24 protein-coding genes are annotated in these 21,311 nt (G+C 67.0%); 13 read left to right on the top strand and 11 right to left on the bottom strand.

All coding sequences use genetic code 11. From position 1 onward, the window contains the following. Positions 1–80: 80 nt before the first annotated feature. The 3 genes from AC1RVY_RS16575 to AC1RVY_RS16565 all read left to right on the top strand — a co-directional run bounded on the left by AC1RVY_RS16575 (position 81) and on the right by AC1RVY_RS16565 (position 3,029). The gene (locus AC1RVY_RS16575) at positions 81–1,046 is read left to right on the top strand and encodes a tripartite tricarboxylate transporter substrate binding protein BugE (protein WP_218295475.1); all 966 of its coding nucleotides are present in this window, start codon (positions 81–83) and stop codon (positions 1,044–1,046) included. A 63-nt stretch (positions 1,047–1,109) separates the two neighbouring features. Continuing rightward, the gene (xerD, locus tag AC1RVY_RS16570) at positions 1,110–2,009 is read left to right on the top strand and encodes a site-specific tyrosine recombinase XerD (protein WP_492253594.1); all 900 of its coding nucleotides are present in this window, start codon (positions 1,110–1,112) and stop codon (positions 2,007–2,009) included. A gap of 57 nt (positions 2,010–2,066) precedes the next feature. After that, positions 2,067–3,029 carry a Bug family tripartite tricarboxylate transporter substrate binding protein gene (locus AC1RVY_RS16565; RefSeq protein ID WP_218295473.1) on the top strand — a complete coding sequence of 321 codons (963 nt, stop codon included), beginning with the start codon at positions 2,067–2,069 and terminating at the stop codon, positions 3,027–3,029. Between the two features lie 320 nt (positions 3,030–3,349). On the opposite strand, the gene AC1RVY_RS16560 is transcribed toward AC1RVY_RS16565, so the two are convergent. From AC1RVY_RS16560 to AC1RVY_RS16550, 3 genes are all read right to left on the bottom strand, one after another. After that, on the bottom strand, positions 3,350–4,630 hold the full coding sequence (locus AC1RVY_RS16560; protein ID WP_218295472.1) for an EAL and HDOD domain-containing protein: 1,281 nt from the start codon (positions 4,628–4,630) through the stop codon (positions 3,350–3,352). 165 nt (positions 4,631–4,795) lie between these two features. Then, a complete protein-coding gene (locus AC1RVY_RS16555; RefSeq protein WP_218340185.1) occupies positions 4,796–6,061 on the bottom strand; it encodes an EAL and HDOD domain-containing protein in 1,266 nt (421 codons plus the stop codon). Positions 6,062–6,152: 91 nt separating this feature from the next. Then, positions 6,153–6,956, bottom strand: coding sequence for a ferritin-like domain-containing protein (locus AC1RVY_RS16550; protein ID WP_218295470.1), 804 nt, complete (start codon positions 6,954–6,956; stop codon positions 6,153–6,155). Positions 6,957–7,051: 95 nt separating this feature from the next. Here AC1RVY_RS16550 and AC1RVY_RS16545 point away from each other — a divergent pair, with 95 nt between their 5' ends. The 3 genes from AC1RVY_RS16545 to AC1RVY_RS16535 all read left to right on the top strand — a co-directional run bounded on the left by AC1RVY_RS16545 (position 7,052) and on the right by AC1RVY_RS16535 (position 9,251). Beyond that, a complete protein-coding gene (locus AC1RVY_RS16545; RefSeq protein ID WP_218340187.1) occupies positions 7,052–7,576 on the top strand; it encodes a gamma carbonic anhydrase family protein in 525 nt (174 codons plus the stop codon). Between the two features lie 26 nt (positions 7,577–7,602). Further along, the gene (hslO, locus tag AC1RVY_RS16540) at positions 7,603–8,598 is read left to right on the top strand and encodes an Hsp33 family molecular chaperone HslO (protein WP_218295468.1); all 996 of its coding nucleotides are present in this window, start codon (positions 7,603–7,605) and stop codon (positions 8,596–8,598) included. 164 nt (positions 8,599–8,762) lie between these two features. Continuing rightward, positions 8,763–9,251: a CZB domain-containing protein gene (locus AC1RVY_RS16535; protein WP_369642929.1), complete on the top strand. Its 489-nt coding sequence runs from the start codon at positions 8,763–8,765 to the stop codon at positions 9,249–9,251. A 20-nt stretch (positions 9,252–9,271) separates the two neighbouring features. Here AC1RVY_RS16535 and AC1RVY_RS16530 read toward each other — a convergent pair whose 3' ends face one another. The 6 genes from AC1RVY_RS16530 to pyrG all read right to left on the bottom strand — a co-directional run bounded on the left by AC1RVY_RS16530 (position 9,272) and on the right by pyrG (position 14,553). Beyond that, complete coding sequence (locus AC1RVY_RS16530) at positions 9,272–9,826, bottom strand: hypothetical protein (protein WP_492253592.1); 555 nt, start codon at positions 9,824–9,826, stop codon at positions 9,272–9,274. A 53-nt stretch (positions 9,827–9,879) separates the two neighbouring features. Then, positions 9,880–10,158, bottom strand: coding sequence for a septum formation initiator family protein (locus AC1RVY_RS16525; RefSeq protein WP_218295465.1), 279 nt, complete (start codon positions 10,156–10,158; stop codon positions 9,880–9,882). A 104-nt stretch (positions 10,159–10,262) separates the two neighbouring features. Beyond that, the gene (gene eno / locus AC1RVY_RS16520; RefSeq protein ID WP_218295464.1) at positions 10,263–11,549 is read right to left on the bottom strand and encodes a phosphopyruvate hydratase; all 1,287 of its coding nucleotides are present in this window, start codon (positions 11,547–11,549) and stop codon (positions 10,263–10,265) included. Between the two features lie 183 nt (positions 11,550–11,732). Continuing rightward, a complete protein-coding gene (locus AC1RVY_RS16515) occupies positions 11,733–12,023 on the bottom strand; it encodes a DUF1330 domain-containing protein (RefSeq protein WP_492807245.1) in 291 nt (96 codons plus the stop codon). Positions 12,024–12,026: 3 nt separating this feature from the next. After that, complete coding sequence (kdsA, locus tag AC1RVY_RS16510) at positions 12,027–12,884, bottom strand: 3-deoxy-8-phosphooctulonate synthase (protein WP_492253591.1); 858 nt, start codon at positions 12,882–12,884, stop codon at positions 12,027–12,029. A gap of 10 nt (positions 12,885–12,894) precedes the next feature. Further along, positions 12,895–14,553, bottom strand: a complete 1,659-nt coding sequence (gene pyrG / locus AC1RVY_RS16505) for a CTP synthase (protein ID WP_492253590.1) — start codon at positions 14,551–14,553, stop codon at positions 12,895–12,897. A gap of 91 nt (positions 14,554–14,644) precedes the next feature. Between pyrG and coaBC the strand changes: the two genes are divergently transcribed. The 4 genes from coaBC (at position 14,645) to AC1RVY_RS16485 (ending at position 17,500) form a co-directional block, all read left to right on the top strand. Further along, complete coding sequence (coaBC, locus tag AC1RVY_RS16500) at positions 14,645–15,868, top strand: bifunctional phosphopantothenoylcysteine decarboxylase/phosphopantothenate--cysteine ligase CoaBC (protein WP_492807243.1); 1,224 nt, start codon at positions 14,645–14,647, stop codon at positions 15,866–15,868. A 22-nt stretch (positions 15,869–15,890) separates the two neighbouring features. Continuing rightward, the gene (locus AC1RVY_RS16495) at positions 15,891–16,355 is read left to right on the top strand and encodes a hypothetical protein (protein ID WP_492253589.1); all 465 of its coding nucleotides are present in this window, start codon (positions 15,891–15,893) and stop codon (positions 16,353–16,355) included. Then, on the top strand, positions 16,355–16,801 hold the full coding sequence (gene dut / locus AC1RVY_RS16490) for a dUTP diphosphatase (RefSeq protein ID WP_218295459.1): 447 nt from the start codon (positions 16,355–16,357) through the stop codon (positions 16,799–16,801). Before AC1RVY_RS16495 ends, dut begins: the two co-directional genes overlap by 1 nt. 192 nt (positions 16,802–16,993) lie before the next feature. Next, positions 16,994–17,500: an outer membrane lipoprotein gene (locus tag AC1RVY_RS16485; RefSeq protein WP_218340193.1), complete on the top strand. Its 507-nt coding sequence runs from the start codon at positions 16,994–16,996 to the stop codon at positions 17,498–17,500. Between the two features lie 71 nt (positions 17,501–17,571). On the opposite strand, the gene AC1RVY_RS16480 is transcribed toward AC1RVY_RS16485, so the two are convergent. Beyond that, a complete protein-coding gene (locus tag AC1RVY_RS16480; protein ID WP_218295457.1) occupies positions 17,572–18,096 on the bottom strand; it encodes an FKBP-type peptidyl-prolyl cis-trans isomerase in 525 nt (174 codons plus the stop codon). 53 nt (positions 18,097–18,149) lie between these two features. Between AC1RVY_RS16480 and AC1RVY_RS16475 the strand changes: the two genes are divergently transcribed. The 3 genes from AC1RVY_RS16475 to AC1RVY_RS16465 all read left to right on the top strand — a co-directional run bounded on the left by AC1RVY_RS16475 (position 18,150) and on the right by AC1RVY_RS16465 (position 20,298). Continuing rightward, the gene (locus AC1RVY_RS16475; protein WP_218340194.1) at positions 18,150–19,280 is read left to right on the top strand and encodes a cupin domain-containing protein; all 1,131 of its coding nucleotides are present in this window, start codon (positions 18,150–18,152) and stop codon (positions 19,278–19,280) included. 31 nt (positions 19,281–19,311) lie between these two features. Continuing rightward, on the top strand, positions 19,312–19,833 hold the full coding sequence (locus tag AC1RVY_RS16470) for a hypothetical protein (protein WP_218340195.1): 522 nt from the start codon (positions 19,312–19,314) through the stop codon (positions 19,831–19,833). 201 nt (positions 19,834–20,034) lie between these two features. Then, a complete protein-coding gene (locus AC1RVY_RS16465; RefSeq protein WP_218295454.1) occupies positions 20,035–20,298 on the top strand; it encodes a hypothetical protein in 264 nt (87 codons plus the stop codon). 153 nt (positions 20,299–20,451) lie between these two features. Here AC1RVY_RS16465 and AC1RVY_RS16460 read toward each other — a convergent pair whose 3' ends face one another. Beyond that, the gene (locus AC1RVY_RS16460; protein WP_218340196.1) at positions 20,452–21,243 is read right to left on the bottom strand and encodes an MBL fold metallo-hydrolase; all 792 of its coding nucleotides are present in this window, start codon (positions 21,241–21,243) and stop codon (positions 20,452–20,454) included. Positions 21,244–21,311 lie beyond the last annotated feature (68 nt).

Raw genomic sequence — 21,311 nt, 5'->3', positions numbered from 1 at the left:
CTTATGTGGAATCCGCAGGCTGCCAGGACACCGGTTGCGCATACCATCCAGGCTGTCTGTCACCCATGAAGGAGAACTCAATGCATCGTCGTCAATGGCTCGCGCTGACCGTACTGGCTGCCGCCGCAGGGTCCGCTGCCGCCCAGGGCTACCCCAACAAGGTCATCAAGCTGCAGGTGCCCTTCGCACCCGGCGGCACCACCGACATCATTGCGCGCGTGATCGCCGACCCGCTGGGCAAGGCCCTGGGCCAATCCGTGATCGTGGAAAACAAGGCCGGTGGCGGCGGCATCGTGGGCGCGGCCGAAACCGCCCGTTCGGCGCCGGATGGCTACACGCTGGGCGTGGCCACCGTGTCCACCACGGCGGCCAATCCCGCCATCAACCCCAAGACGCCGTACAACCCGCTGACGGACTTCACGCCCATCATCAACATCGCGGCCACGCCCAACATCATTGCGGTGCACCCCAGCTTCCCCGCCAAGGACTACAAGGCGTTCGTGGCCGAGATCAAGAAGTCGCCCGGCAAGTATTCGTACTCCTCGTCCGGCACGGGCGGCATCGGCCACCTGCAGATGGAGCTGTACAAGAACCTCTCGGGCACCTTCGTGACGCACATCCCCTACCGCGGCGCGGGCCCCGCCCTGAATGACACGGTGGCCGGCCAGGTGCCCATGATTTTCGACAACCTGCCCTCGGCGCTGCCCTTCATCAAGGAAAACCGCCTGGTGCCCATCGTGGTCGCCGCGCCGCAGCGCGTTGCCGCCCTGCCCAACGTGCCCACGTTCAAGGAAATGGGCCTGGAGCCCGTGAACCGCATGGCGTACTACGGCATCGTGGGCCCCAAGGGCCTGTCCAAGGAGGTGGTGGACAAGGTCAACGCCGCCGTGCGCAAGGCGCTGGAAGATCCGGCCGTGAAGAAGCGCATCGAAGACACCGGCTCCATCGTGCTGGGCAACACGCCCGAGCAGTTCGCCGAGCAGATCAAGGCGGAATTCGCCGTGTACAAGGACGTGGTGGTCAAGCAGAAACTGGCGCTCGAATAATTCCGTGCGCACTCCAGAAGCCGCCCGCGCCCGGGCGGCTTTTTTACGTGCTATCGTTTTTGGATGCTTGCCCCCAGCCTGAACGCGATCGATGCCTTTGTGGATGCCCTGTGGCTGGAGGACGGCCTTTCGCGCAACACGCTGGCGGCCTACCGCCGCGACCTGACGCTGTACGCGCAGTGGCTGGCCGCGCAGCAACCCGCCCTGGCGCTGGACGGCACGGCCGAACACCACCTGCAGGGCTACTTCGCGGCGCGCCACGCCGAGACCCGCGCCACGTCGGCCAACCGGCGCCTCACCGTGCTCAGGCGCTACTTTCACTGGGCGCTGCGCGAGCGGCGGATCGCCGCCGACCCCACGGTGCGGCTCACCGCCGCGCGCCAGCCCCTGCGCGTGCCCAAGACCTTGTCGCAGGCGCAGGTGGAGGCACTGCTCGCGGCGCCGGACCTGGGCAACCCCCTGGGACTGCGCGACCGCACCATGCTGGAGCTGATGTACGCCAGCGGCCTGCGCGTGACCGAACTGGTCACGCTCAAGACCTTCCAGCTGGGCCTGAACGAAGGCGTGCTGCGGGTGATGGGCAAGGGCAGCAAGGAGCGGCTGGTGCCGTTTGGCGAAGAGGCGCGGCAGTGGCTGGAACGCTACCTGCGGGAATCGCGTGGCGAGATCCTTGCGGGCCAGCAGACCGACGACCTGTTCGTGACCCAGCGCGGCAGCGGCATGACCCGCGTGATGTTCTGGGTCATCGTCAAGAAGTGGGCGGCCGTCGCCGGCATCACCGCGCCGCTCTCGCCGCACACGCTGCGGCACGCGTTCGCCACGCACCTGCTCAACCATGGCGCCGACCTGCGCGTGGTGCAGCTGCTGCTGGGGCATGCGGACATTTCCACGACCACCATCTACACCCACGTGGCGCGGGAGCGGCTCAAGTCGCTGCACGCGCAGCACCATCCACGCGGCTAGCGCAGCAGGCAGACAGGCCGCGTGACCGACCCCCTCGATACCAACCAGGAGACATGCATGAAAAAAATGATTGCCGGCGCGCTGCTGCTGGGCGCCGCCACCCTGTCCATGGCGCAGGCCTGGCCCGCGGCCAAGCCCATCCGGCTCATCGTGGGCTACCCGCCAGGGGGCGGCATCGACTTTGCCGCGCGCACCGTGCAGGTGCCGCTGCAGGAAGCGCTCAAGCAGCAGATCGTGGTGGACTACAAGCCGGGCGCGGGCGGCATGCTGGCCGCCACGGAGCTCACGCGCGCGGCGCCGGACGGCTACACCATCCTGCTGGCCAATACCGGCCCTTTCGCCATCGCGCCCTACCTGCAGCGCAAGATGCCCTATGACCCGCTCAAGCAGTTCAGCTACATCGGCCAGATCAGCCAGGGCAGCTACATCGCGGTGACCCGGCTGGACCACCCGGCCAAGGACCTCAAGGAATGGGTGGCCTGGGCCAAGGCCAACGCCGGCAAGGTGAACTTCGCCTCGGGCGGCGCGGGCACGTCCACCCACCTCAATGGCGAGCTCATGAACCAGGCCACCGGGCTGGACGTGACGCACGTGCCATACAAGGGCAGTGCGCCCGCGGTGCAGGATCTGATCGGCGGCCAGACGCAACTGCTCATCGACGCGGGTACGGTGCTGCTGCCCCAGATCAAGGGCGGCAAGCTCAAGGCGCTGGCCGTGACCGGCCCCCGGCGCGATCCACAGCTGCCCGATGTGCCCACGGTCGGTGAGCTGGGCTTCGCGGCGATGGAGTCCGTGGGCTTCCAGGGCCTGGTGGGGCCGGCCGGCATGCCCAGGGACACCGTGGACAGGCTGGCCGCCGAACTGGCGAAGGTGCTGGCGCAGGCCGACGTGAAAGCCAAGTTCGCGTCCACGGGGTCCGAAGTGCATTCGCTGGGCCCTGTGGAGTTCTTCAGCTTCGTGAAGGGCGAGAACGAGAAATGGGCCAAGCTCATCCGCGAGCGCAAGCTCGAACTCGATTGATGGATTCTCCTGCCGCCCGAGGGCGCGGTCTTTTCAGCACCTGAAGGCAAGGCGGGCAGGCTCCAGCCGCTGGCGGTGGGAGCGCCCGCACGGCCCGATCTGCCGTCGCCGGTTGGCATCCATGTCCCCGCGCAGGCGCCTTCCGCCATCCTGGCCCTGGGGGACATCCGCCGCAAGCTGGATGCCGCCGGCAACGCGCGCACCCTCCGCATGGCGGGCATCCGGGGGCACAATTGACCGGTATGACAACGCAGCGGGCCCTGGATGACCAGGGCCCGGGTGTGCGAATGCCGGGCCAAGGGGCCCCGCGACGGCGTGCCTCAGTCTTCGTTGAGGCTCTCGGCCCAGGTCAGGGCCTGCAGGTGGGCCCAGTTGACCTGGCGGTTGGACAGGTGCAGCGCGTCGGCCGCCTTGGCAAAGGCCACCTCATCGCCGCTCTCGCAGGCCTTGGTCAGCTCCAGGAAGGGCGCGAACACGCCGCTGCCGCGCAGCAGCGCGTCCATCACCGGTTCGGGCAGGGCCACGGATTCCAGCGCCTTATCGAGCGGCACGCCCAGCATGGTGTCGAGCAGGGAGAACACGCCCACCACGAAGGCGTTGTCGCATTCCTCGGGCGGCAGCAGTTCGGCGGCCAGCAGCTCCATCAGGCGGCCGCGCACCACGGCGGTCTGGCCCACCGCCGGTGGCACGCCGCCCGCGCGCGAGGTGGTCATCAGGAGGGCCGCCCAGCGGAACAGCTTCTTGAGGCCGAGGATCATCACCGCGTGGCGGAACGAGGTGATCTCGCACGAGAGCCCGAAGCCCGAGGAGTTGATGAAGCGCAGCAGGTTGAAGGACAGCGTGGGGTCCTTCTTGAGCAGGTCCTCGATCTCGGCGGTGGTGGCCTGCTTGCGCACCAGGTTGAGGAGCTGGATGATGGTGGCCTGCGAAGGGCGGATCGTCGTGGCCTTCACGAGCGACGGCTGGGCGAACCAGAAGCCCTGGAACAGCTTGACGCCCAGGCCCCGCATCAGTTCGTACTGTTCGGCGGTCTCCACTTTTTCGGCCACCAGCGTGGCCTTGCTGTGGGTGGTGGAAAACTTGACCAGCGGCCCCGCCAGTTCGGGCTTGAAGGCCATCATGTCCAGCTTGATGAAAGCGGCCAGCGGCAGCCAGCTGGTGTAGGCGCGGCGCAGCGCCTGCTGGTCGAAGGCCAGGCGAAAGCCGCGGGTGCGCAGGGCCTCCAGGGTGGGCACCCGGCCTTCGATTTCCTCGGGGGTGGCCGTGTCGTGCAGCGGCGGTACTTCCAGCACCACCTTTTCGGGGTGGATCAGTTCCAGGTGGCCGCCGGAAAGGCTGTCGTGGGTGCAGTTGATGAACACCGTCTTCTTGCCGACCAGGGCTTCGGTGCCGGCGTACGACAGGGCGTTGAAGAGCAGCGCGGCATCGCTGGCCGCCGTGTGGGAGTCCGAGGCCGTGGACCGGTCGAACAGCTCGTAGCCATAGACGGCGCGGGATTCGTCCACGATGGCCTGTCGCGCAATGATGGCAATGTTCTCATCCACGGGTTCAACCGCGGGTGAATCAGCTTGCGGGGCGTCTTGTTCAGGTGTGCTCGACATGGGGTCCGCGGTGGTGAAGGGCTGGGGTCTGCACTGATTCTAGACCGGCATGCCACGTCGCGAACTGGCCGCGCGGATTTAGATGGCGGCCAAGGCGGCTGCGGCCAGCGTGCCCCGTGCGGCCCCGCAGGCCGCGCGGCGGGGGCGTGGGACGCGAACCGGGGCTCAGTCCGCAAGCTGGTCCGCCCAGGCCAGGGCCTGCAGGTGCGCGAAGTTGATCTGCTGGCTGGTGAGGTGCAGCAAGCCGGCCGTGCGGTCGAACACCACGTCGTCGCTGGATTCGCAGGCTTCGGCCAGCGTGAGCAGGTCTCCGAGGAATCCTTCGCGACGCAGCAGCGCCGCCGCCACGGGCTCGGGCACGTTGAGCAGCCCCAGCGCGGATTCCATGGGCATGGACAGCATCACGTCGAGCAGCGAGAAGATGCCCACCACGAAGGCCTGGTCGGCTTCCTCGGGGGGCAGGGTTTCCAGGGCCAGCAGCTCCATCAGGCGGCCGCGCACCACGGCGGTCTGGCCGACGGAGGAGGGGGTGCCACTGGTGCGCGACGCGGTGAGCAGCAGCGCCGCCCAGCGGAACAGTTTCTTGAGGCCCATGAGCATCACGGCCTGGCGGAAGGAGGTGATCTCGCGCGACAGGCCGAATCCCGCGGAGTTGATCAGGCGCATCAGGTTGAAGGCCAGGCCCGCGTCCTTCTTGAGCACTTCCTCGATGTCGTCCGTGCTGGCCTGCTTGCGCACCTGGTTGATGAGCTCGATGATGCTCGCCTGCGAGGGCGTGAGCAGCTTGGCCTCGACCAGGGCTGGGCGCGCGAACCAGTAGCCCTGGAACATCTGCACGCCCTGGCTGGACACCATGTCGTACTGCTGGGCGGTTTCCACCTTCTCGGCGATCAGCTCGGCCTGGCAGTGGCGGCCTGCGTAGCTGATGAGCACGGCCAGCTGGTCGGGCGCCAGCACCGACAGGTCGAGCTTGATGTAGTCGGCCAGCGGCAGCCAGGGGGCATAGGCCGACTGCAGCACCGTGTGGTTGAACGCCAGGTGGAAGCCGCGCTCGCGCAGTTCGGCCAGAATGGGCATGCGCGTGGCGACCTCTTCGGCGGCGGTGTGGCCCAGGGGCGGAATCTCCAGCACCACCTTGTCGGGGTCCACCAGTTCGAGGTGGCCGCCGGAGAGGCTCTCGTGCGTGCAGTTGACGAAGATGAGCTTCTTGCCCACCAGCTCTTCGGTGCCCGCGTGCGAGAGTGCGGTGAAGACCAGGATGACGTCGGTGGCGGCCGTGTGCGCCGCGCCGCTGCGCGAGCGGTTGAACAGCTCGTAGCCGACCACCACCTGCTGCGCGTTGACGATGGCCTGCCGCGCGATCATCGCGACCGAGGACTGGGTGCCGGGGGGCGGGGCGAGGGAGGCCCCAGGGGCGGAGAGTGAAGTCATGGTCAGAGGTTCGGGTGAGTGTGTTGCCGCTTCAGCGGCCGCAGGCGCCGCGGATTGTAGGAGCCATCGCATGTCGGCGCATGGTGGTGGATCAGACCTGTTGCAGCCACCGCAGCTCGGCGTCGGTAAAGCCGGCGCTGCGGCGCGCTTTTTCATTGAACGGGGGTTTCAGGCGGGGGGCCTCGTATTGCCTGACCAGGGCGCCATAGTGGGTTTCAGGGTCCACGCCCCGGCGCTCGCACAGCCAGCGGTACCAGTGGTTGCCGATGGCCACGTGGCCGACCTCCTCGCGCAGGATGGTGTCGAGAATCTCCACGGCGGCCAGCGCATCGGGCGTGCCCACCTGGCGCAGCTTGGCCTGGATCTGCGGCGTGGCGTCCAGGCCGCGCGCCTCCAGCGTGCGTGGCACCAGCGCCATGCGCGCCAGGATGTCGTGCCGCGTCTTCTCGCACATCGTCCACAGGCCTTGGTGGGCCGGGAAGTCGCCGTAGTCGTGCCCCTGGCCGCGAAGGTGGTCGCGCAGCAGGCGGAAATGCTGTGCCTCCTCGCCCGCCACGCGCATCCAGTCGGTGTAGTAGGCGCGGGGCATGCCGTCGAAACGCCAGACCGCGTCCAGCGCCAGGTTGATGGCATTGAATTCGATGTGCGCGATGGCATGGATGAGGACTGCGCGCCCCTCGGCCGTCGCGGGCGAGCGGCGGGCCACCTGCGTGTGGCGCAGCAGCAGGGGCCGCTCCGGCCGGCCGGGCAGGGCCGCGGGATCCAGCGGGGCCTCAGGGGCTTTGTCTGCTATGGAAAGAATAGCTGCTTGCGATTGCAGATCAAGCGCTGCGGCCGCTTTTTGTTCAGGGTCTGCAAGGCACAAAACCTGCAATGCACGGTGGCGAAGCTCCATCCTTACAATTCTAGGCCCTGCCACCCGGAACACTGCACACGCTTTGTAACCATTGGCAGGCCCGGTTCCGGCCTTCATTTTTCTGGAGTGTTTGCATGGCGATTTACGAACTCGACGGCGTGGCGCCGCAGCTGGCGGCTTCGGCCTGGGTGGCGGAAGGCGCCCAGGTCATGGGAAACGTCGTTCTTGGCGAGGATGCCAGTGTCTGGTTTGGGACGGTGGTGCGTGGCGACACCGAAAGCATCACCATCGGCGCGGGCTCGAATATCCAGGACGCGAGCGTGCTGCATGCCGACATCGGCAAGCCGCTGGTCATCGGCGAGCGCGTGACGGTGGGCCACCAGGTCATGCTGCACGGCTGCACCATCGGCGACGAGTCGCTGATCGGCATCGGGGCCATCGTGCTCAACGGCGCCAAGATTGGCAGGCACTGCCTGGTGGGCGCGGGCGCCCTGGTGACCGAGGGCAAGGAGTTTCCCGATGGTTCCATGATCATCGGCAGCCCGGCCAAGGCCGTGCGCGAACTCACGCCCGAGCAGATCGAGGGCCTGCGCCAGAGCGCCCAGCACTACATCGACAACGCGCGCCGCTTTCAGCGCGGCCTGCACAAAATCGGCTGAACGCCGACCCTTTCTGGAACCCTTGCGTGTCTGAACTCCACAAGTTTCTCTTCGACGGCCTGCCAGTGCGCGGCATGATCGTGCGCCTGACCGATGCCTGGACCGAGATCCTGCGCCGCCGCGCGGGCAATACCGGCACCGGTGCCTACCCCGCCCCGGTGAGCGAGCTGCTGGGCGAGATGGCCGCCGCCGGCGTGCTGATGCAGTCCAACATCAAGTTCAACGGCGCGCTGGTGCTGCAGGTGTTTGGCGACGGCCCCGTGAAGCTGGCCGTGGCCGAGGTGCAGTCGGACCTGAGCCTGCGCGCCACCGCCACGGTCAACAGCGAGGTGCCCGAGGGCGCGCCCCTGAGCCAGATGGTGAACGTGGGCGGCGGTGGCCGCTGCGCCATCACGCTCGACCCCAAGGACCGCCACCCCGGCCAGCAGCCCTACCAGGGCGTGGTGCCGCTGTATGGCGACCGGCACGAGAAGCTGGAACGCCTGTCGGATGTGCTGCAGCACTACATGCTGCAGTCCGAGCAGCTGGACACCATCCTGGTCCTGGGCGCGAACGAACAGGTGGCCGCGGGCCTGCTGATCCAGCGCATGCCGATCAAGGGCGAGGGCAACCTGGCCGAGGGCCTGACCCACCGCGAGAACGAAGACCAGATCGGCCACAACGAGGACTACAACCGCATCGCGCACCTGGCTGCCAGCCTGACGCGCGAGGAACTGCTGACCCTGGACGTGGACACCATCCTGCGCCGCCTGTTCTGGGAGGAAAAGCTGCTGCGCTTCGAGCCCCAGCAGGGTGCCAGCGGCCCGCGTTTTGCCTGCACCTGCAGCCGTGAGCGCGTGAGCAACATGCTGCGCAACCTGGGCAGCGAAGAGGCCGAGAGCATCCTGTCCGAGCGCGACGACATCGAGGTCGGCTGCGAATTCTGCGGCCAGCAGTACCGTTTCGACGCCGTGGACGCCGCGCAGATCTTCGTGCCGCCGTCCTCCAGCCAGCCGCCCGGGCCGAGCGGGATCCTGCAGTAGCCCGCCGCGCCGGCTGACCATCGTTGACAATCGCCCGCCGCCATCGCGCCTAAGATCGGCGCTCTCCACACGGCCCCGGGCGTTGCCGCCCGCGATGTCCGCCGGTCGCCGCGCACTTGGGGTGCGCGTGCGCCGCCTGTCCGTGTGGCGCAGCAAGAGGGGCTATGGATTTTTTTCGTCGTGTATTTGGCGCCCGCGGGCGGGAGGCCGGGCCGTCGCTGGAGCTGTGCGACAGCGGCAGCGCAGGGGCACAGGATTCGCAACGCGCGGACACCGTGCTCGCAGCCCTCGACATCGACGCAGCCATCAATGCCCACGAACGCTGGAAGGCGCACCTCATGGACTACCTCGAAGGGCGCACCACCCAGGGCCTGGACCCTTCGGAGGTGCGACGCGGCGACCGTGGCGCGCTGGGGCGGTGGCTCCATGGCGTGGGCGGTGAACTGCTGGGCGACCAGCCCGCCTATGCCGTGCTGATGGCGCGCCACCAGTATTTTCACGAACAGGCCGCAATGCTGGTGGCACTGGCCCAGCAGGGCGAATGGGACAAGGCCGTGCAGGTGCTCAACGGCGGATACCGCTACGGCTCCAGCCAGGTCGTGCTGCTCCTCAAGGAACTCAAGCGTGGCCTGGTGCAGCAGCCACTGCCCTGACGGAATGGCCGGATGGCGGGTCAGGCGCCGCGGGCGTTCCGGCCGGTCAGGGCGGTGAACAGGCGGTGCTCGCACTCCGGATCGCTGCACTTCTCGCAGTTCCAGGCGCGCAGGCGTGCCGTGCGCGCGGGCCGAGCAGCCGGTGTGGGGGCAGAAGTGCTACCGGTGGTCCACAGACTGGCGTCCGGAGCCATGTTTTTGATGGCGTTCAGCGCATTGGCGAGCCGCTGATCGCCATGGCCATACACCACCTGATAGCCCATCTCCCGCTGGGCGAGGTCCGTGCGCAGGCGCGCATCGGCGGCTTCCTGTTCGGGCCGGTCGCGCGCGGGGCAGGGCAGATCGAGCCCCATCAGCAGCACGTGGCGGGTGGCATCGGCCTGGCCCGGGGAGTGCAGGCCGCCCAGGTCGTGGCTCCACAGAATGCGCACCGCCCCGGGGGGCAGGTGTTCCTGCAGCGCGGCGGCCAGCGCCTGCGCGCCGGTGCCGGGCGCGCCGAGCAGGACAACGAGGGTGGGCTGGGACGGCACGATGACAGGAGGGCGAGAGGTGGAGATGTGGAGAGGAGGGGGCACCCCCCTGTCCAAGGCCGGGGCCGGGGCCGGGATAGCGCCGCGGTGGCCGCGGCTCAGCGCGGCGTGAACTGCACGTAGACCTCGTTGGGCTTGACCATGCCCAGCTCGCTGCGTGCCTTTTCTTCCACCATGTCGAGCCCTTCCTTGAGGTCATGCACCTCGGAGGACAAGCGTTCGTTGGCCTGCCGGGCCTGGTCGTTGGCCGCCTTCTGCACGTCGATCTGCCGCTGCATCTCGTTGACGCGCGGCACGCTGCCCCGCCCGAGCCAGAGCTGGGCGTGCAGTGCTGCGAGCAAGGCCAGCAGGATGACGGGAACAATGCGGGAGACCATCGCTTACCCCTTGGCGTGGGGTTTTGCCACCGGGCCGCCCCAAGGCAACACGCGGCCCCCTGGGGAGGCAGGGAGCCACAGGCAGTGGGCGACCGTGGGGGCCATTACTTCAGGTTATAGAACGCAGCGCGGCCGGGGTAGTGCGCGATCTCGCCCAGGTCTTCCTCGATGCGCAGCAGCTGGTTGTACTTGGCGATCCGGTCCGAACGCGACAGCGAGCCGGTCTTGATCTGGCCCGCATTCGTGCCCACGGCGATGTCGGCGATGGTGCTGTCTTCGGTTTCGCCCGAGCGGTGCGAGATCACGGCGGTGTAGCCGGCGCGCTTGGCCATCTCGATGGCGGCGAAGGTTTCGGTCAGCGTGCCGATCTGGTTGATCTTGATCAGGATCGAGTTGGCGATGCGCTTGTCGATGCCTTCCTTCAGGATCTTGGTGTTGGTCACGAACAGGTCGTCGCCCACCAGCTGCACCTTGTCGCCCAGGCGTTCGGTCAGGTGCTTCCAGCCATCCCAGTCGCCTTCGTGCATGCCGTCTTCGATGCTGATGATGGGGTACTTGTCCACCCAGGCCGCCAGCATGTCGGTCCATTGCTGGGCGGTGAGCTTCAGGCCGCCTTCGCCTTCGAGCACATACATGCCGTCCTTGTAGAACTCGCTCGCGGCGCAGTCCAGGCCCAGGGCGATCTGCTCGCCCGCCGTGTAGCCAGCGGCTTCGATGGCTTGCAGGATGAGGCGGATGGCCGCTTCGTGGTTCTCGACGCTGGGGGCAAAGCCGCCTTCGTCGCCCACGGCGGTGCTCATGCCCTTGTCGTGGATGATCTTCTTGAGAGCGTGGAACACCTCGGCGCCCCAGCGCACGGCTTCGCGGAAGGTCGGTGCGCCCACGGGGATGATCATGAACTCCTGCAGGTCCAGGCTGTTGTTGGCGTGCGCGCCGCCGTTGATCACGTTCATCATGGGCACGGGCAACTGCACGCTGCCCATGCCGCCCAGGTAGCGGTACAGCGGCAGGCCGGACTCTTCGGCGGCGGCGCGGGCCACGGCCATGGAGACCGCCAGCATGGCATTGGCGCCCAGGCGGCTCTTGTTCTCGGTGCCGTCGAGGTCGATCAGGGTCTTGTCCAGGAAGGCCTGTTCGGAGGCATCCAGGCCCAACACGGCTTCGCTGATCTCGGTGTTGATGTGCTCCACGGCCTTGAGCACGCCCTTGCCCAGGTAGCGGCTCTTGTCGCCATCGCGCATTTCAATGGCTTCGCGGCTGCCGGTGGACGCACCGGAAGGCACGGCGGCACGGCCCATCACGCCCGATTCCAGCAGCACGTCGCATTCGACGGTGGGGTTGCCGCGGCTGTCCAGCACTTCGCGGCCTACGATGTCAACAATGGCACTCATGATTTTCCTTGAGGTTTTTGAAATTCATTCAGACGGGCGGGACGGGCTTTGCTTGTTCAGGCCAAATGGCAAAATGGCCGCTTGGGCGCGTCTGTAGTCATTTTATGCTACTGATTTGATAGTGAATCAGCCTGCAGGTACGAACCGGGTACAACCCGACCGGCGTGAGCTGGCCGCCGCGTATCAGACGCCCTCGACGCACACCATGCGCATGATGGCGGCGCCTTCGCGGGCGGCCTTGGCTTGCTGGTATTCGGGTGTGTCGTAGAAGGCGCGCGCGGCCTCGAAGCTGGGGAACTTGAGCAGCACGGTGCGGCCGGGGTTCCAGTCGCCCTCCAGCACTTCCACCTTGCCGCCGCGAATGCACACCTCGGCGCCATGCGCTTGCATGGCCACGGTGCTCCACTTTTTGTACTCTTCGTACTGCTCAGGGTTGGTGACGGTGACGGATGCGATGACGTAACCACTGCTCATGTCTCAGGCTCCAAAGTTGTTTTCGAGGAATCCATTTTTCTTGGTGATGTCGTCCAGCGCCACCAAGGTCTCCAGCAGCGCCTTCATGTGCTTCAAAGGCACAGCATTGGGGCCGTCCGACCAGGCCTCGGCGGGCCGGGGGTGGGTTTCCATGAAAAGGCCCGCCACGCCCACGGCCACGCCCGCGCGGGCCAGCACCGGCACCATGTCGCGCGCACCACCGCTCACGGCGCCCAGGCCGCCGGGCTTCTGTACCGAGTGGGTCACGTCGAACACCACCGGCGCGCCGGAGTTGCGCATCTCGGCCAGGCTGGTCATGTCGGCCACGAGGTTGTTGTAGCCAAAGCTCACGCCGCGCTCGCAGGCCAGGAAGCGGTCTTCCGAGAGGCCGGCTTCCTGCGCGGCCGCGCGGGCCTTGTCGATGACGTTCTTCATGTCCCAGGGCGCGAGGAACTGGCCCTTCTTGATGTTCACCGGCTTGCCGGACTGCGCCACCGCGCGGATGAAGTCGGTCTGGCGGCAGAGAAAGGCCGGGGTTTGCAGCACGTCCACCACGCTGGCCACCTCGGCCACGTGCGAGGTGTCGTGCACATCGGTCAGGATGGGCAGCTGCAACTGGCGGCGCACTTCATCGAGGATCTTCAGGCCCGCCTCCAGCCCCACGCCGCGCTTGCTGGTGCCGGAGGAGCGGTTGGCCTTGTCGAACGAGCCCTTGTAGATCAAGGGGATGCCCAGCGCCGTGCAGATCTCCTTGAGCTGGCCCGCGACGTCCAGCGACATCTGCTGGCCTTCGATGGAGCAGGTGCCCGCGATCAGGAAAAAGCGCTGGTCCAGGCCAACATTGAATCCGCACAGCTGCATAGGTCTCCAATCAGGCTTTAGTAGCCGCTTGCTGGTGTTCGACGGCCGCCTTGATGAAGGCGTTGAACAGCGGGTGGCCGTTCCACGGCGTCGACTTGAACTCGGGGTGGAACTGCACGCCGATGAACCAGGGGTGCACGTTGTTCGGCAGCTCCACGATCTCGGTGAGCTGCTCGCGCTGGGTCAGCGCGGAGATCACGAGGCCCGCCTTGCGCAGCTGGTCCAGGTAGTTCACGTTGGCTTCGTAGCGGTGGCGGTGGCGCTCGGTCACCACGTCGCCATAGATGCTGTGGGCCAGTGTGTTGGCCGACACGTCGGAGCTTTGTGCGCCCAGGCGCATGGTGCCGCCCAGGTCGGAGTTCTCGTCGCGCTTCTTGATGGTGCCGTCGGCGTCCTTCCACTCGGTGATCAGGGCGATCACGGGGTGGGGGGTGGTGGCGTCGAACTCGGTGCTGTTGGCGTTGACCAGGCCCGCCACGTGCCGGGCGTACTCGATGGTCGCGACCTGCATGCCCAGGCAGATGCCCAGATAGGGCACCTTGTGCTCGCGGGCGAACTGGGCGGTGGCGATCTTGCCTTCCACGCCCCGCACGCCGAACCCGCCGGGCACCAGGATGGCGTCGTACTTGGCGAGCTTGGCGGCGGCATCGGCGCCATCGATGGTCTCCGAGTCGACGTGGTCGATCTTCACGCGCACATGGTTGCGCATGCCGGCGTGGCGCAGGGCCTCGTTGACGGACTTGTAGCTGTCCGACAGGTCGACGTACTTGCCCACCATCGCGATGGTGACTTCGCCCTGCGGGTGCTCGGTTTCATGCACCAGGTCGTCCCAGCGCTTGAGGCTGGTGGGCGGCGTGTTCAGGCGCAGCTTGTCGCAGATCAGGCCGTCGAGGCCCTGCTCGTGCAGCATGCGCGGCACCTTGTAGATGGTGTCCACGTCCCACATGCTGATCACGCCCCACTCGGGCACGTTGGTGAACAGCGAGATCTTGGCGCGCTCTTCCTCGGGAATGCGGCGGTCGGCGCGGCACAGCAGGGCGTCGGCCTGGATGCCGATCTCGCGCAGCTTCTGCACGGTGTGCTGGGTGGGCTTGGTCTTGAGCTCGCCGGCTGCTGCGATCCAGGGCAGGTAGGTCAGGTGCACGAACGCCGCATTGTTGGGGCCCATGCGCAGGCTCATCTGGCGCACGGCTTCCAGGAACGGCAGCGACTCGATGTCGCCCACCGTGCCGCCGATCTCGACGATGGCCACGTCCACGGCATCGGGCGTGCCGATGCCGGCGCCGCGCTTGATGAATTCCTGGATCTCGTTGGTGACGTGCGGGATGACCTGCACGGTCTTGCCCAGGTAGTCGCCGCGGCGTTCCTTCTCCAGCACGGACTGGTAAATCTTGCCCGTGGTGAAGTTGTTGGTTTTCTTCATGCGCGTTTCGATGAAACGCTCATAGTGGCCCAGATCCAGGTCGGTTTCTGCGCCGTCGTCGGTCACGAAAACCTCGCCGTGCTGGAACGGCGACATGGTGCCCGGATCTACGTTGATGTAGGGGTCAAGCTTGATGAGGGTGACTTTGAGTCCCCGCGATTCGAGGATCGCGGCAAGGGAGGCTGAGGCGATTCCCTTACCGAGGGAAGACACCACACCGCCGGTGACGAAGACAAATTTGGTCATGTCTTTTTTGGTGGTGGGAAATTGGGATTATAGATGGCGCCCCGGCGACACCCCTGCCGGCAGGGACACCCCCGTCTGCTAAATTCGCCGCATGAATGAGCTTGCTGGCAAACACATTGTTCTGGGTCTGAGCGGGGGCGTGGCTTGCTACAAGGCAGCCGATCTGTGCCGCCAGCTCATCAAGGAGGGCGCCACCGTGCAGGTGGTGATGACCGAGGCGGCCGCGCAATTCATCACGCCGGTGACCATGCAGGCCCTGTCGGGGCGGCCCGTCTACGGCTCGCAGTGGGATGCGCGCGAGCCCAACAACATGCCGCACATCAACCTCAGCCGCGAGGCCGATGCGATCCTGATCGCGCCCTGCAGCGCCGATTTCATCGCGCGGCTGGTGCAGGGCCGGGCCGACGAGTTGCTGAGCCTGCTGTGCCTGGCACGCCCCATCGACCGCGTGCCGCTGCTGCTGGCCCCAGCCATGAACCGCGAGATGTGGGCCCACCCCGCCACAGCGCGCAACCTGGCCCAGGTGGCCAGGGACGGCGCCCGCGTGCTGGGCGTGGGCAATGGCGACCAGGCCTGCGGAGAAACCGGCGACGGCCGCATGCTGGAGCCTTCAGAGCTGCTCGAGGAGCTGGTTGCCTTCTTCGCGCCCAAGGTGCTGGCGGGGCGCAAGGTGCTGGTCACCGCTGGACCGACCTTCGAAGCCATCGATCCGGTGCGCGGCATCACCAACCTCTCCAGCGGCAAGATGGGCTTTGCCATCGCCCGCGCGGCGCGCGAAGCGGGGGGCGATGTCACGCTCGTGGCCGGTCCCGTGCATCTGCCCACGCCGCGCGGGGTGCAGCGCCTGAATGTCCAGTCTGCACAGGAAATGCTGGCAGCGGTTGAAGGGCAAGCGCACGACGCTTCTATTTTCATAGCAACGGCGGCGGTGGCAGACTGGCGGCCTGCTGCGCCGTCCACACAGAAGATCAAGAAAGACGGCTCCGGCCAGACCCCCACCCTGGGCTTTGTGGAGAACCCCGACATCCTGGCGGGCGTGGCGCGGTCGCCGCGTGCGCAGGCGGGCAAGCTGTACTGCGTGGGATTTGCCGCCGAGAGCCACGATCTCCTGGCCCATGCCACGGCCAAGCGTGCGCGCAAGGGGGTGCCGCTGCTGGTGGGCAATATCGGGCCCGCCACCTTCGGACAGGACGACAATGCCCTGCTGCTCGTGGATGCCGATGGGCACCGCGAGCTGCCCCGCGCATCCAAGCGGGTGCTGGCGCGGCAGCTCATCGAGGACATCGCGGCGCGGTTGCCGCCATCGGATTCGTGACGTTCGTTTCCCCGGAGGTTGTATGAAAACTGGCTCCACCAAGCCTGAATGGGATACTCCGCCCGACGGCGACTTTGCGCGCTATGTGGAGCGGCTGACCGCGCCGGCCCCGTCCAGGACGGCGCAGGTCCTCTCTCCGGGGGCCACCGGCCCTGCACCACCGGTGTCCGCGGGCGGCTCCCGGTCGACCCCCCGCGCCGGTCCGCCCGATCTCGCGCAGGCGCTCGGGCCCCTGATGGGCGTGCTGCGAACCGTGCGCGTGGTGCTGTTGCTGCTCATCGCCGCGCAGGGGATCGTGCTGTTCCTGTTCAGCCAGGGGTCCTTGGCCGGCCTGGTCGCCATGGCGGCCATCTGGTGGGCGCTGGGCTGGCTGATGGATGCGGCGCCCAGGGCCATTTCATCCCCAGGCGCCGCGCCAGGCGTGCAACCATTGCAAGAGCGACTGCGGCAAGTGGCCCAGCAGCGCAAGACAGGAAAGAAGAAGTAGTGAAGATCGATGTCAAGATTCTGGACCCGCGCATGGCGGATCAACTCCCCTCCTATGCCACGCCCGGCAGCGCGGGCCTGGACCTGCGGGCCTGCCTGGACGCGCCGCTGACCCTGCAGCCGAACGCATGGCAGCTGGTACCCACGGGCATCTCCGTGTACATCAAGGACCCGGGATATGCCGCGCTCATCCTGCCGCGCTCGGGCCTCGGCCACAAGCACGGCATCGTGCTGGGCAACCTTGTCGGATTGATCGACAGCGACTACCAGGGCCAGCTCATGGTGAGCGCCTGGAACCGCAGCGGCACGGCATTCACGCTGGAGCCGATGGAGCGGCTGGCGCAACTGGTGATCGTGCCGGTGGTGCAGGCGCAGTTCAACGTGGTGGCCGAGTTCGCGGCGACCCAGCGGGGAGAGGGCGGCTACGGGTCCACCGGCAAGGCCTGAAGGGGCGGGTCCCTCTGGCCTGGGAGCTGGCGCCTGTCAGACACGGCTTACTTTTCGAAGGGTCTGTTACGGACAGGGCCTCAGCCCCTTGTCCACGCGACAAGACCCTTGCGCGTTGTTCCAATCAAGGCATGCGTACCCGGACCGGATTGTCGGACCATGCGCCAGCCCCTGACTTTAGGAGATTGAAAAATGCTGCAATTTAAGCGTTCGTTTGCCATTGTGGGCGCCGTTGTCCTCGTGGGATCCCTGGCGGCCTGCGGCCACAACCGGTCGGCCCCCCAGCCCCAGTATTCGGGAGGCTATTCGGGCGGATACCAGTCTGCGCCCGCCTACCCGAACAACCCGGCGGGCACCGAGTATGGCCGTGTGTCGAACATCGAAGTGCTGCAGGGCCGCTCGCAAGGGCAGACCTCGGGCGCAGGCGCCGTGCTGGGCGCGGTCGTGGGCGGGGTCCTGGGCAACCAGATCGGCAAGGGTTCCGGCCGCGCGGCGGCCACTGGCGTGGGCATCCTGGGCGGTGCCGTGGCAGGCAATGCCATCGAAGGCCGCAACAACAGCCAGGAATATGCCCAGGGCTATCGGCTCTCTGTCCAGCTGGACCAGGGCGGCTATCGTGCCTACGACGTGAGCAGTCCGGGCGATCTGCGCATCGGCGACCGCGTGCGCCTCTACAACGGCCAGATTTCGCGCCTGTAAACCGAACCCCCCAGCCGCCACCGCGGGAATCCTGAGCTGTTCAGGATTCCCGGCCTGGCTCACCCGCTCAATCAATGCAGCAGGGAGCCGCCGGGCGCCTGCGGCTGTACCCGAAAGAAGCCGGTGCCCGCGGTGCCCCGGCCAATCTCATCTTCCGTGGCTTCGCGCACGGCCTGCACCGTCAGCTGCAGCCGCAGGGCGATGCCCGCGAGCGGGTGGTTGCCGTCCAGAACCACGTGCTCTGGATAGATCTCCGTCACGGTGTACAGCCCGCTGCGCGGTGCATCGGGGTTGCAGCCCTCCGGCAGGGCCATTCCGTCAAACGTCATCCCTTCTTCCAGCTCCGCCGGAAACAGGGACCGGGGTTCCAGAAAAAGCAGTTGATCGTTGAAGTCGCCAAAAGCGTCCTCGGGTTCCAGGTGCAGAGCCAGCGTGGCCCCCGGGCCGTGGCCTTGCAGGGCTTCCTCGATGCGCGGCAGCAGGTCGTCGCCCCCTACCAGGAACTCCACGGGGTCATCGAGAACATCCAGTTCTTCGCCAAGGGTGTCTTTGAGCGTCCAGGTCAGTGCGACCACGCATTGTTGGGTAATTTCCATAGGAGAATTGTCGCAGTTTGACCAATGCCTCCGCAAAGGGGCGCCACTCTCCCATGGATATTCAGCAACCCCTTTCCCTGCTCGGCGGCATGACCCCCGCGCAATTCATGCGCCGCCACTGGCAGAAGAAGCCTTTGCTGGTGCGGCAGGCCATCGCGCAGTTTTCGCCGCCTGTACTGCGTGCCGAGCTTTTTGCGCTGGCTTCCCAGGAGGGGGTGGAGTCCCGCCTGGTGCAGTTGGCCAAGGGCGCCTGGAAGCTGCGCCACGGACCGTTCAACCGCCGCGCCCTGCCGGCGCTGCAGCAGCCCGACTGGACCCTGCTCGTGCAAGGTGTGGACCTGCACAACGACGCGGTGCACGCGCTGATGCAGCAGTTCCGTTTTGTGCCCGAGGCGCGCCTGGACGATCTCATGATCAGCTATGCCGCCGACGGCGGGGGCGTGGGTCCGCATTTCGACAGTTATGACGTCTTTCTGCTGCAGGCCCACGGAAAGCGGCGCTGGCGCATTGGCCGCCAGAAGGACTTGTCGCTGCGCGATGACATTCCGCTGAAGGTGCTGGCCCACTTCGAGCCGGAAGAGGAGTTCGTTCTCGAGCCTGGCGACATGCTCTACCTGCCGCCCCGCTATGCGCACGACGGCATCGCCGAAGGCGAATGCATGACTTATTCGATAGGCTTTCGGGCGCCGGCCCGTGCCGAGCTCGCGCAGGAGCTGCTGGTGCGTCTGGCGGAGGATGCAGGCGATGAAGAGGGCAGTCCCTTGCTGTACCGCGATGCGCAGCAGGCGGCGGTTGCCCAGCCCGGCGCCATTCCAGCGGGGCTGCACGATTTCGCGCGGACCGCTCTGGCCCGCGCCTTGGCGCAACCCCTGGTGCTGGAGCGTGCGCTCGGGGAATATCTGACCGAGCCCAAGCCCAGCGTGTGGTTCGAGCCCGGGGACGCGGGCGTGATGCTGGAAGGCGTGCGCCTGGATCGCCGCAGCCGCATGATGTATGACGCCCACCACGTGTTCATCAACGGCGAAAGCTACCGTGCCGCGGGCCGCGACGCGACGCTGATGCGCCGCCTGGCGGACGAACGCCAACTGACTGCCCGCGAACTCGCGCGCGCGAGCGACGATGCGCTCGAGCTGCTGTCGTCCTGGTGCGATGCCGGCTGGGCGCATGCATGGGCTGAAGGCTGAAAAGACTGGTGTATCCCAAGGAGACGCTCCCATGACCGAGGCTTCCTCCACCCCCGCGGATCCGCTGCGTGAACTGCCGTCCGGGCGGTTCAGCGGCCGTGAGGCGTTTCAGCAACTGGTGCGCGACGCGATGGCCACGGCCGCACGCGACGGGTGGCCGGAAATCGTGATCAGCGACGCGAACTTCCACGACTGGCCGCTGGGTGAGCGCAGCGTGGCAGAAGCCCTTCAGCACTGGGCGCACGGGAGCCGGCGCTTGACGATGCTGGCGTGCAGCTATGACGATGTGGTTCGCCGCCACGCCCGTTTTGTGCGCTGGCGTGGTACCTGGGACCACATCATCACGTGCCGCCGCAGCCCCGCGGCGGACCCGCTCGATATCCCCAGCGCGTTGTGGTCCCCGCAGTGGGTGCTGCAGCGCCTGGACCCCGAGCGGTGCGTGGGCGTCACGGGCAGCGAACCCGATCGGCGGGTGCTGCTGCGCGAGAATCTCAACGAGTGGGTGCGTGGCAAGAGTTCGCCCGGTTTTCCCGCCTCGACCCTGGGTCTGTAGATGAAATACCTGCTTTGCGCCGTGTCAATGGGGTGTAAAGCTTTCGTCAGTGTTAGTCAGTATTGACTAAATACCAATATAATTAGCGGCTGCGCCGAAAAGGTGCAAGCCAAAGCGCATTGTGCCGACGCGTTCCGAGGCTTCCAGGAGCCCGACGCCGCGGCTTTTCAAGATTCTGTCTGTCCAACTAGGAAAATCGAAATGAAGAACTCTCTCGTTCTGGCCGCCCTGATCGCTGCTGCAGCACTCGCCGCTTGTGGCAAGAAGGAAGAACCCGCTCCAGCACCAGCACCTGCTGCCGTGGAAGCACCAGCTCCTGCACCCGCACCTGCTCCTGCCGCCTCCGATGCAGCTCCTGCTGCTTCCGACGCCGCTTCGGCTGCCGCTGCACCTGCTGCTGACGCTGCCAAGGCTGCTGCCGACGCTGCTGCCACCGCTGCCGCTGGCGCTTCCGCAGCCAAGTAATTTGCTGCAGGCCCTGGCTGGTTGCAAGACCAGCCACTGCCCGAAGGCCCCGCACTGCAAGGTCGGGGCTTTTTCTTTTCCGGGCGCGGAACGTGTTTTTGTGGTGCGCCGTCCGTGGGGGGGCGGGCGGGGTAGCCGGTGGGCGCGCTCGTGTCAGATCGGCGCCTGCGCTACCGGCAGCCATGCCGTGCCCGCCGTGGGGCAGGCCACGGCGATGGCCTCCACGGGCCAGTCCATGGCAGGGGCCAGCGCCTCACGTGCGATGGAGGGCGCATTGTTCTTGGCGCTCAGGTGGGCCGCCACCACCGTCCGCAGGCCCGGATGGCGGACGGCGCGAAGGATGTCCGCCGTGACCCGGTTGGCCAGGTGGCCGAAGGGGCCGCCTACGCGGCGCTTCAGAAAGAGGGGGTAGCGGGATGCCGCCAGCAGCGCGGGGTCGTGATTGGCTTCGATCATCAGCGCGTGGCAGCCCTCGAGCTGCTGCAGCACATGCTCGCTGGCATGGCCCAGGTCGGTCAGCACCCCCAGGTGGGCGGCGCCGTCGGAGCAGCGCAGCTGCAGCGGCTCGCGGGCGTCATGCGGCACGGTGAAGGGCCGGGCCTCGAACGTGCCCAGGTCGATCGGTGCCATGTCGTGCGCGACGCGCAGCATGTCGCCAAAGTCCGGCTGGCCCAGGGCGGCGTAGGTGCCCTGGCTCATCCAGACGGGAATGCCGTAGCGCAGGGCCACGGCCTGCGCGCAGCCGATGTGGTCGGAATGTTCGTGGGTGATGAAAACCGCGTCCAGGTCCTCGATCTGCAGCTGCGCCTGCGCCAGCCGGCCCTGCAGTTGCCGGATGCCGAAGCCGCAGTCGATCAGGAGGCGGCGCACCTGCGTGTCGCAGCGGCCTTCCACCACGGTGGCATTGCCGGTGCTGCCGCTCCCCAGGTTCTTGAAACGCAGCATGGAGGGCGAGGATATTGCGCCGTGCCGCGGGGCGGACCGGGGCCGGTCCTCGCGGACTCCGCGCAGCA

Source organism: Acidovorax sp. GW821-FHT11A03, assembly GCF_058809075.1.
The sequence above is the reverse complement of the archived record's forward strand: the minus strand, read 5'-3'. Positions and strand labels throughout refer to the sequence as shown.

What these genes read in the sequence shown, in the direction of transcription:
- AC1RVY_RS16480 (WP_218295457.1), bottom strand. Translation starts at nt 18,096, where the DNA reads ATGGAAATTACCCAACAATGCGTGGTCGCACTGACCTGGACGCTCAAA.
- eno (WP_218295464.1), bottom strand. Translation starts at nt 11,549, where the DNA reads ATGAGTGCCATTGTTGACATCGTAGGCCGCGAAGTGCTGGACAGCCGC.
- AC1RVY_RS16575 (WP_218295475.1), top strand. Translation starts at nt 81, where the DNA reads ATGCATCGTCGTCAATGGCTCGCGCTGACCGTACTGGCTGCCGCCGCA.
- AC1RVY_RS16515 (WP_492807245.1), bottom strand. Translation starts at nt 12,023, where the DNA reads ATGAGCAGTGGTTACGTCATCGCATCCGTCACCGTCACCAACCCTGAG.
- AC1RVY_RS16545 (WP_218340187.1), top strand. Translation starts at nt 7,052, where the DNA reads ATGGCGATTTACGAACTCGACGGCGTGGCGCCGCAGCTGGCGGCTTCG.
- xerD (WP_492253594.1), top strand. Translation starts at nt 1,110, where the DNA reads ATGCTTGCCCCCAGCCTGAACGCGATCGATGCCTTTGTGGATGCCCTG.
- AC1RVY_RS16550 (WP_218295470.1), bottom strand. Translation starts at nt 6,956, where the DNA reads ATGGAGCTTCGCCACCGTGCATTGCAGGTTTTGTGCCTTGCAGACCCT.
- AC1RVY_RS16565 (WP_218295473.1), top strand. Translation starts at nt 2,067, where the DNA reads ATGAAAAAAATGATTGCCGGCGCGCTGCTGCTGGGCGCCGCCACCCTG.
- AC1RVY_RS16495 (WP_492253589.1), top strand. Translation starts at nt 15,891, where the DNA reads ATGAAAACTGGCTCCACCAAGCCTGAATGGGATACTCCGCCCGACGGC.
- coaBC (WP_492807243.1), top strand. Translation starts at nt 14,645, where the DNA reads ATGAATGAGCTTGCTGGCAAACACATTGTTCTGGGTCTGAGCGGGGGC.
- AC1RVY_RS16460 (WP_218340196.1), bottom strand. Translation starts at nt 21,243, where the DNA reads ATGCTGCGTTTCAAGAACCTGGGGAGCGGCAGCACCGGCAATGCCACC.
- AC1RVY_RS16560 (WP_218295472.1), bottom strand. Translation starts at nt 4,630, where the DNA reads ATGTCGAGCACACCTGAACAAGACGCCCCGCAAGCTGATTCACCCGCG.
- AC1RVY_RS16485 (WP_218340193.1), top strand. Translation starts at nt 16,994, where the DNA reads ATGCTGCAATTTAAGCGTTCGTTTGCCATTGTGGGCGCCGTTGTCCTC.
- AC1RVY_RS16465 (WP_218295454.1), top strand. Translation starts at nt 20,035, where the DNA reads ATGAAGAACTCTCTCGTTCTGGCCGCCCTGATCGCTGCTGCAGCACTC.
- pyrG (WP_492253590.1), bottom strand. Translation starts at nt 14,553, where the DNA reads ATGACCAAATTTGTCTTCGTCACCGGCGGTGTGGTGTCTTCCCTCGGT.
- AC1RVY_RS16470 (WP_218340195.1), top strand. Translation starts at nt 19,312, where the DNA reads ATGACCGAGGCTTCCTCCACCCCCGCGGATCCGCTGCGTGAACTGCCG.
- kdsA (WP_492253591.1), bottom strand. Translation starts at nt 12,884, where the DNA reads ATGCAGCTGTGCGGATTCAATGTTGGCCTGGACCAGCGCTTTTTCCTG.
- AC1RVY_RS16525 (WP_218295465.1), bottom strand. Translation starts at nt 10,158, where the DNA reads ATGGTCTCCCGCATTGTTCCCGTCATCCTGCTGGCCTTGCTCGCAGCA.
- AC1RVY_RS16555 (WP_218340185.1), bottom strand. Translation starts at nt 6,061, where the DNA reads ATGACTTCACTCTCCGCCCCTGGGGCCTCCCTCGCCCCGCCCCCCGGC.
- AC1RVY_RS16475 (WP_218340194.1), top strand. Translation starts at nt 18,150, where the DNA reads ATGGATATTCAGCAACCCCTTTCCCTGCTCGGCGGCATGACCCCCGCG.
- AC1RVY_RS16535 (WP_369642929.1), top strand. Translation starts at nt 8,763, where the DNA reads ATGGATTTTTTTCGTCGTGTATTTGGCGCCCGCGGGCGGGAGGCCGGG.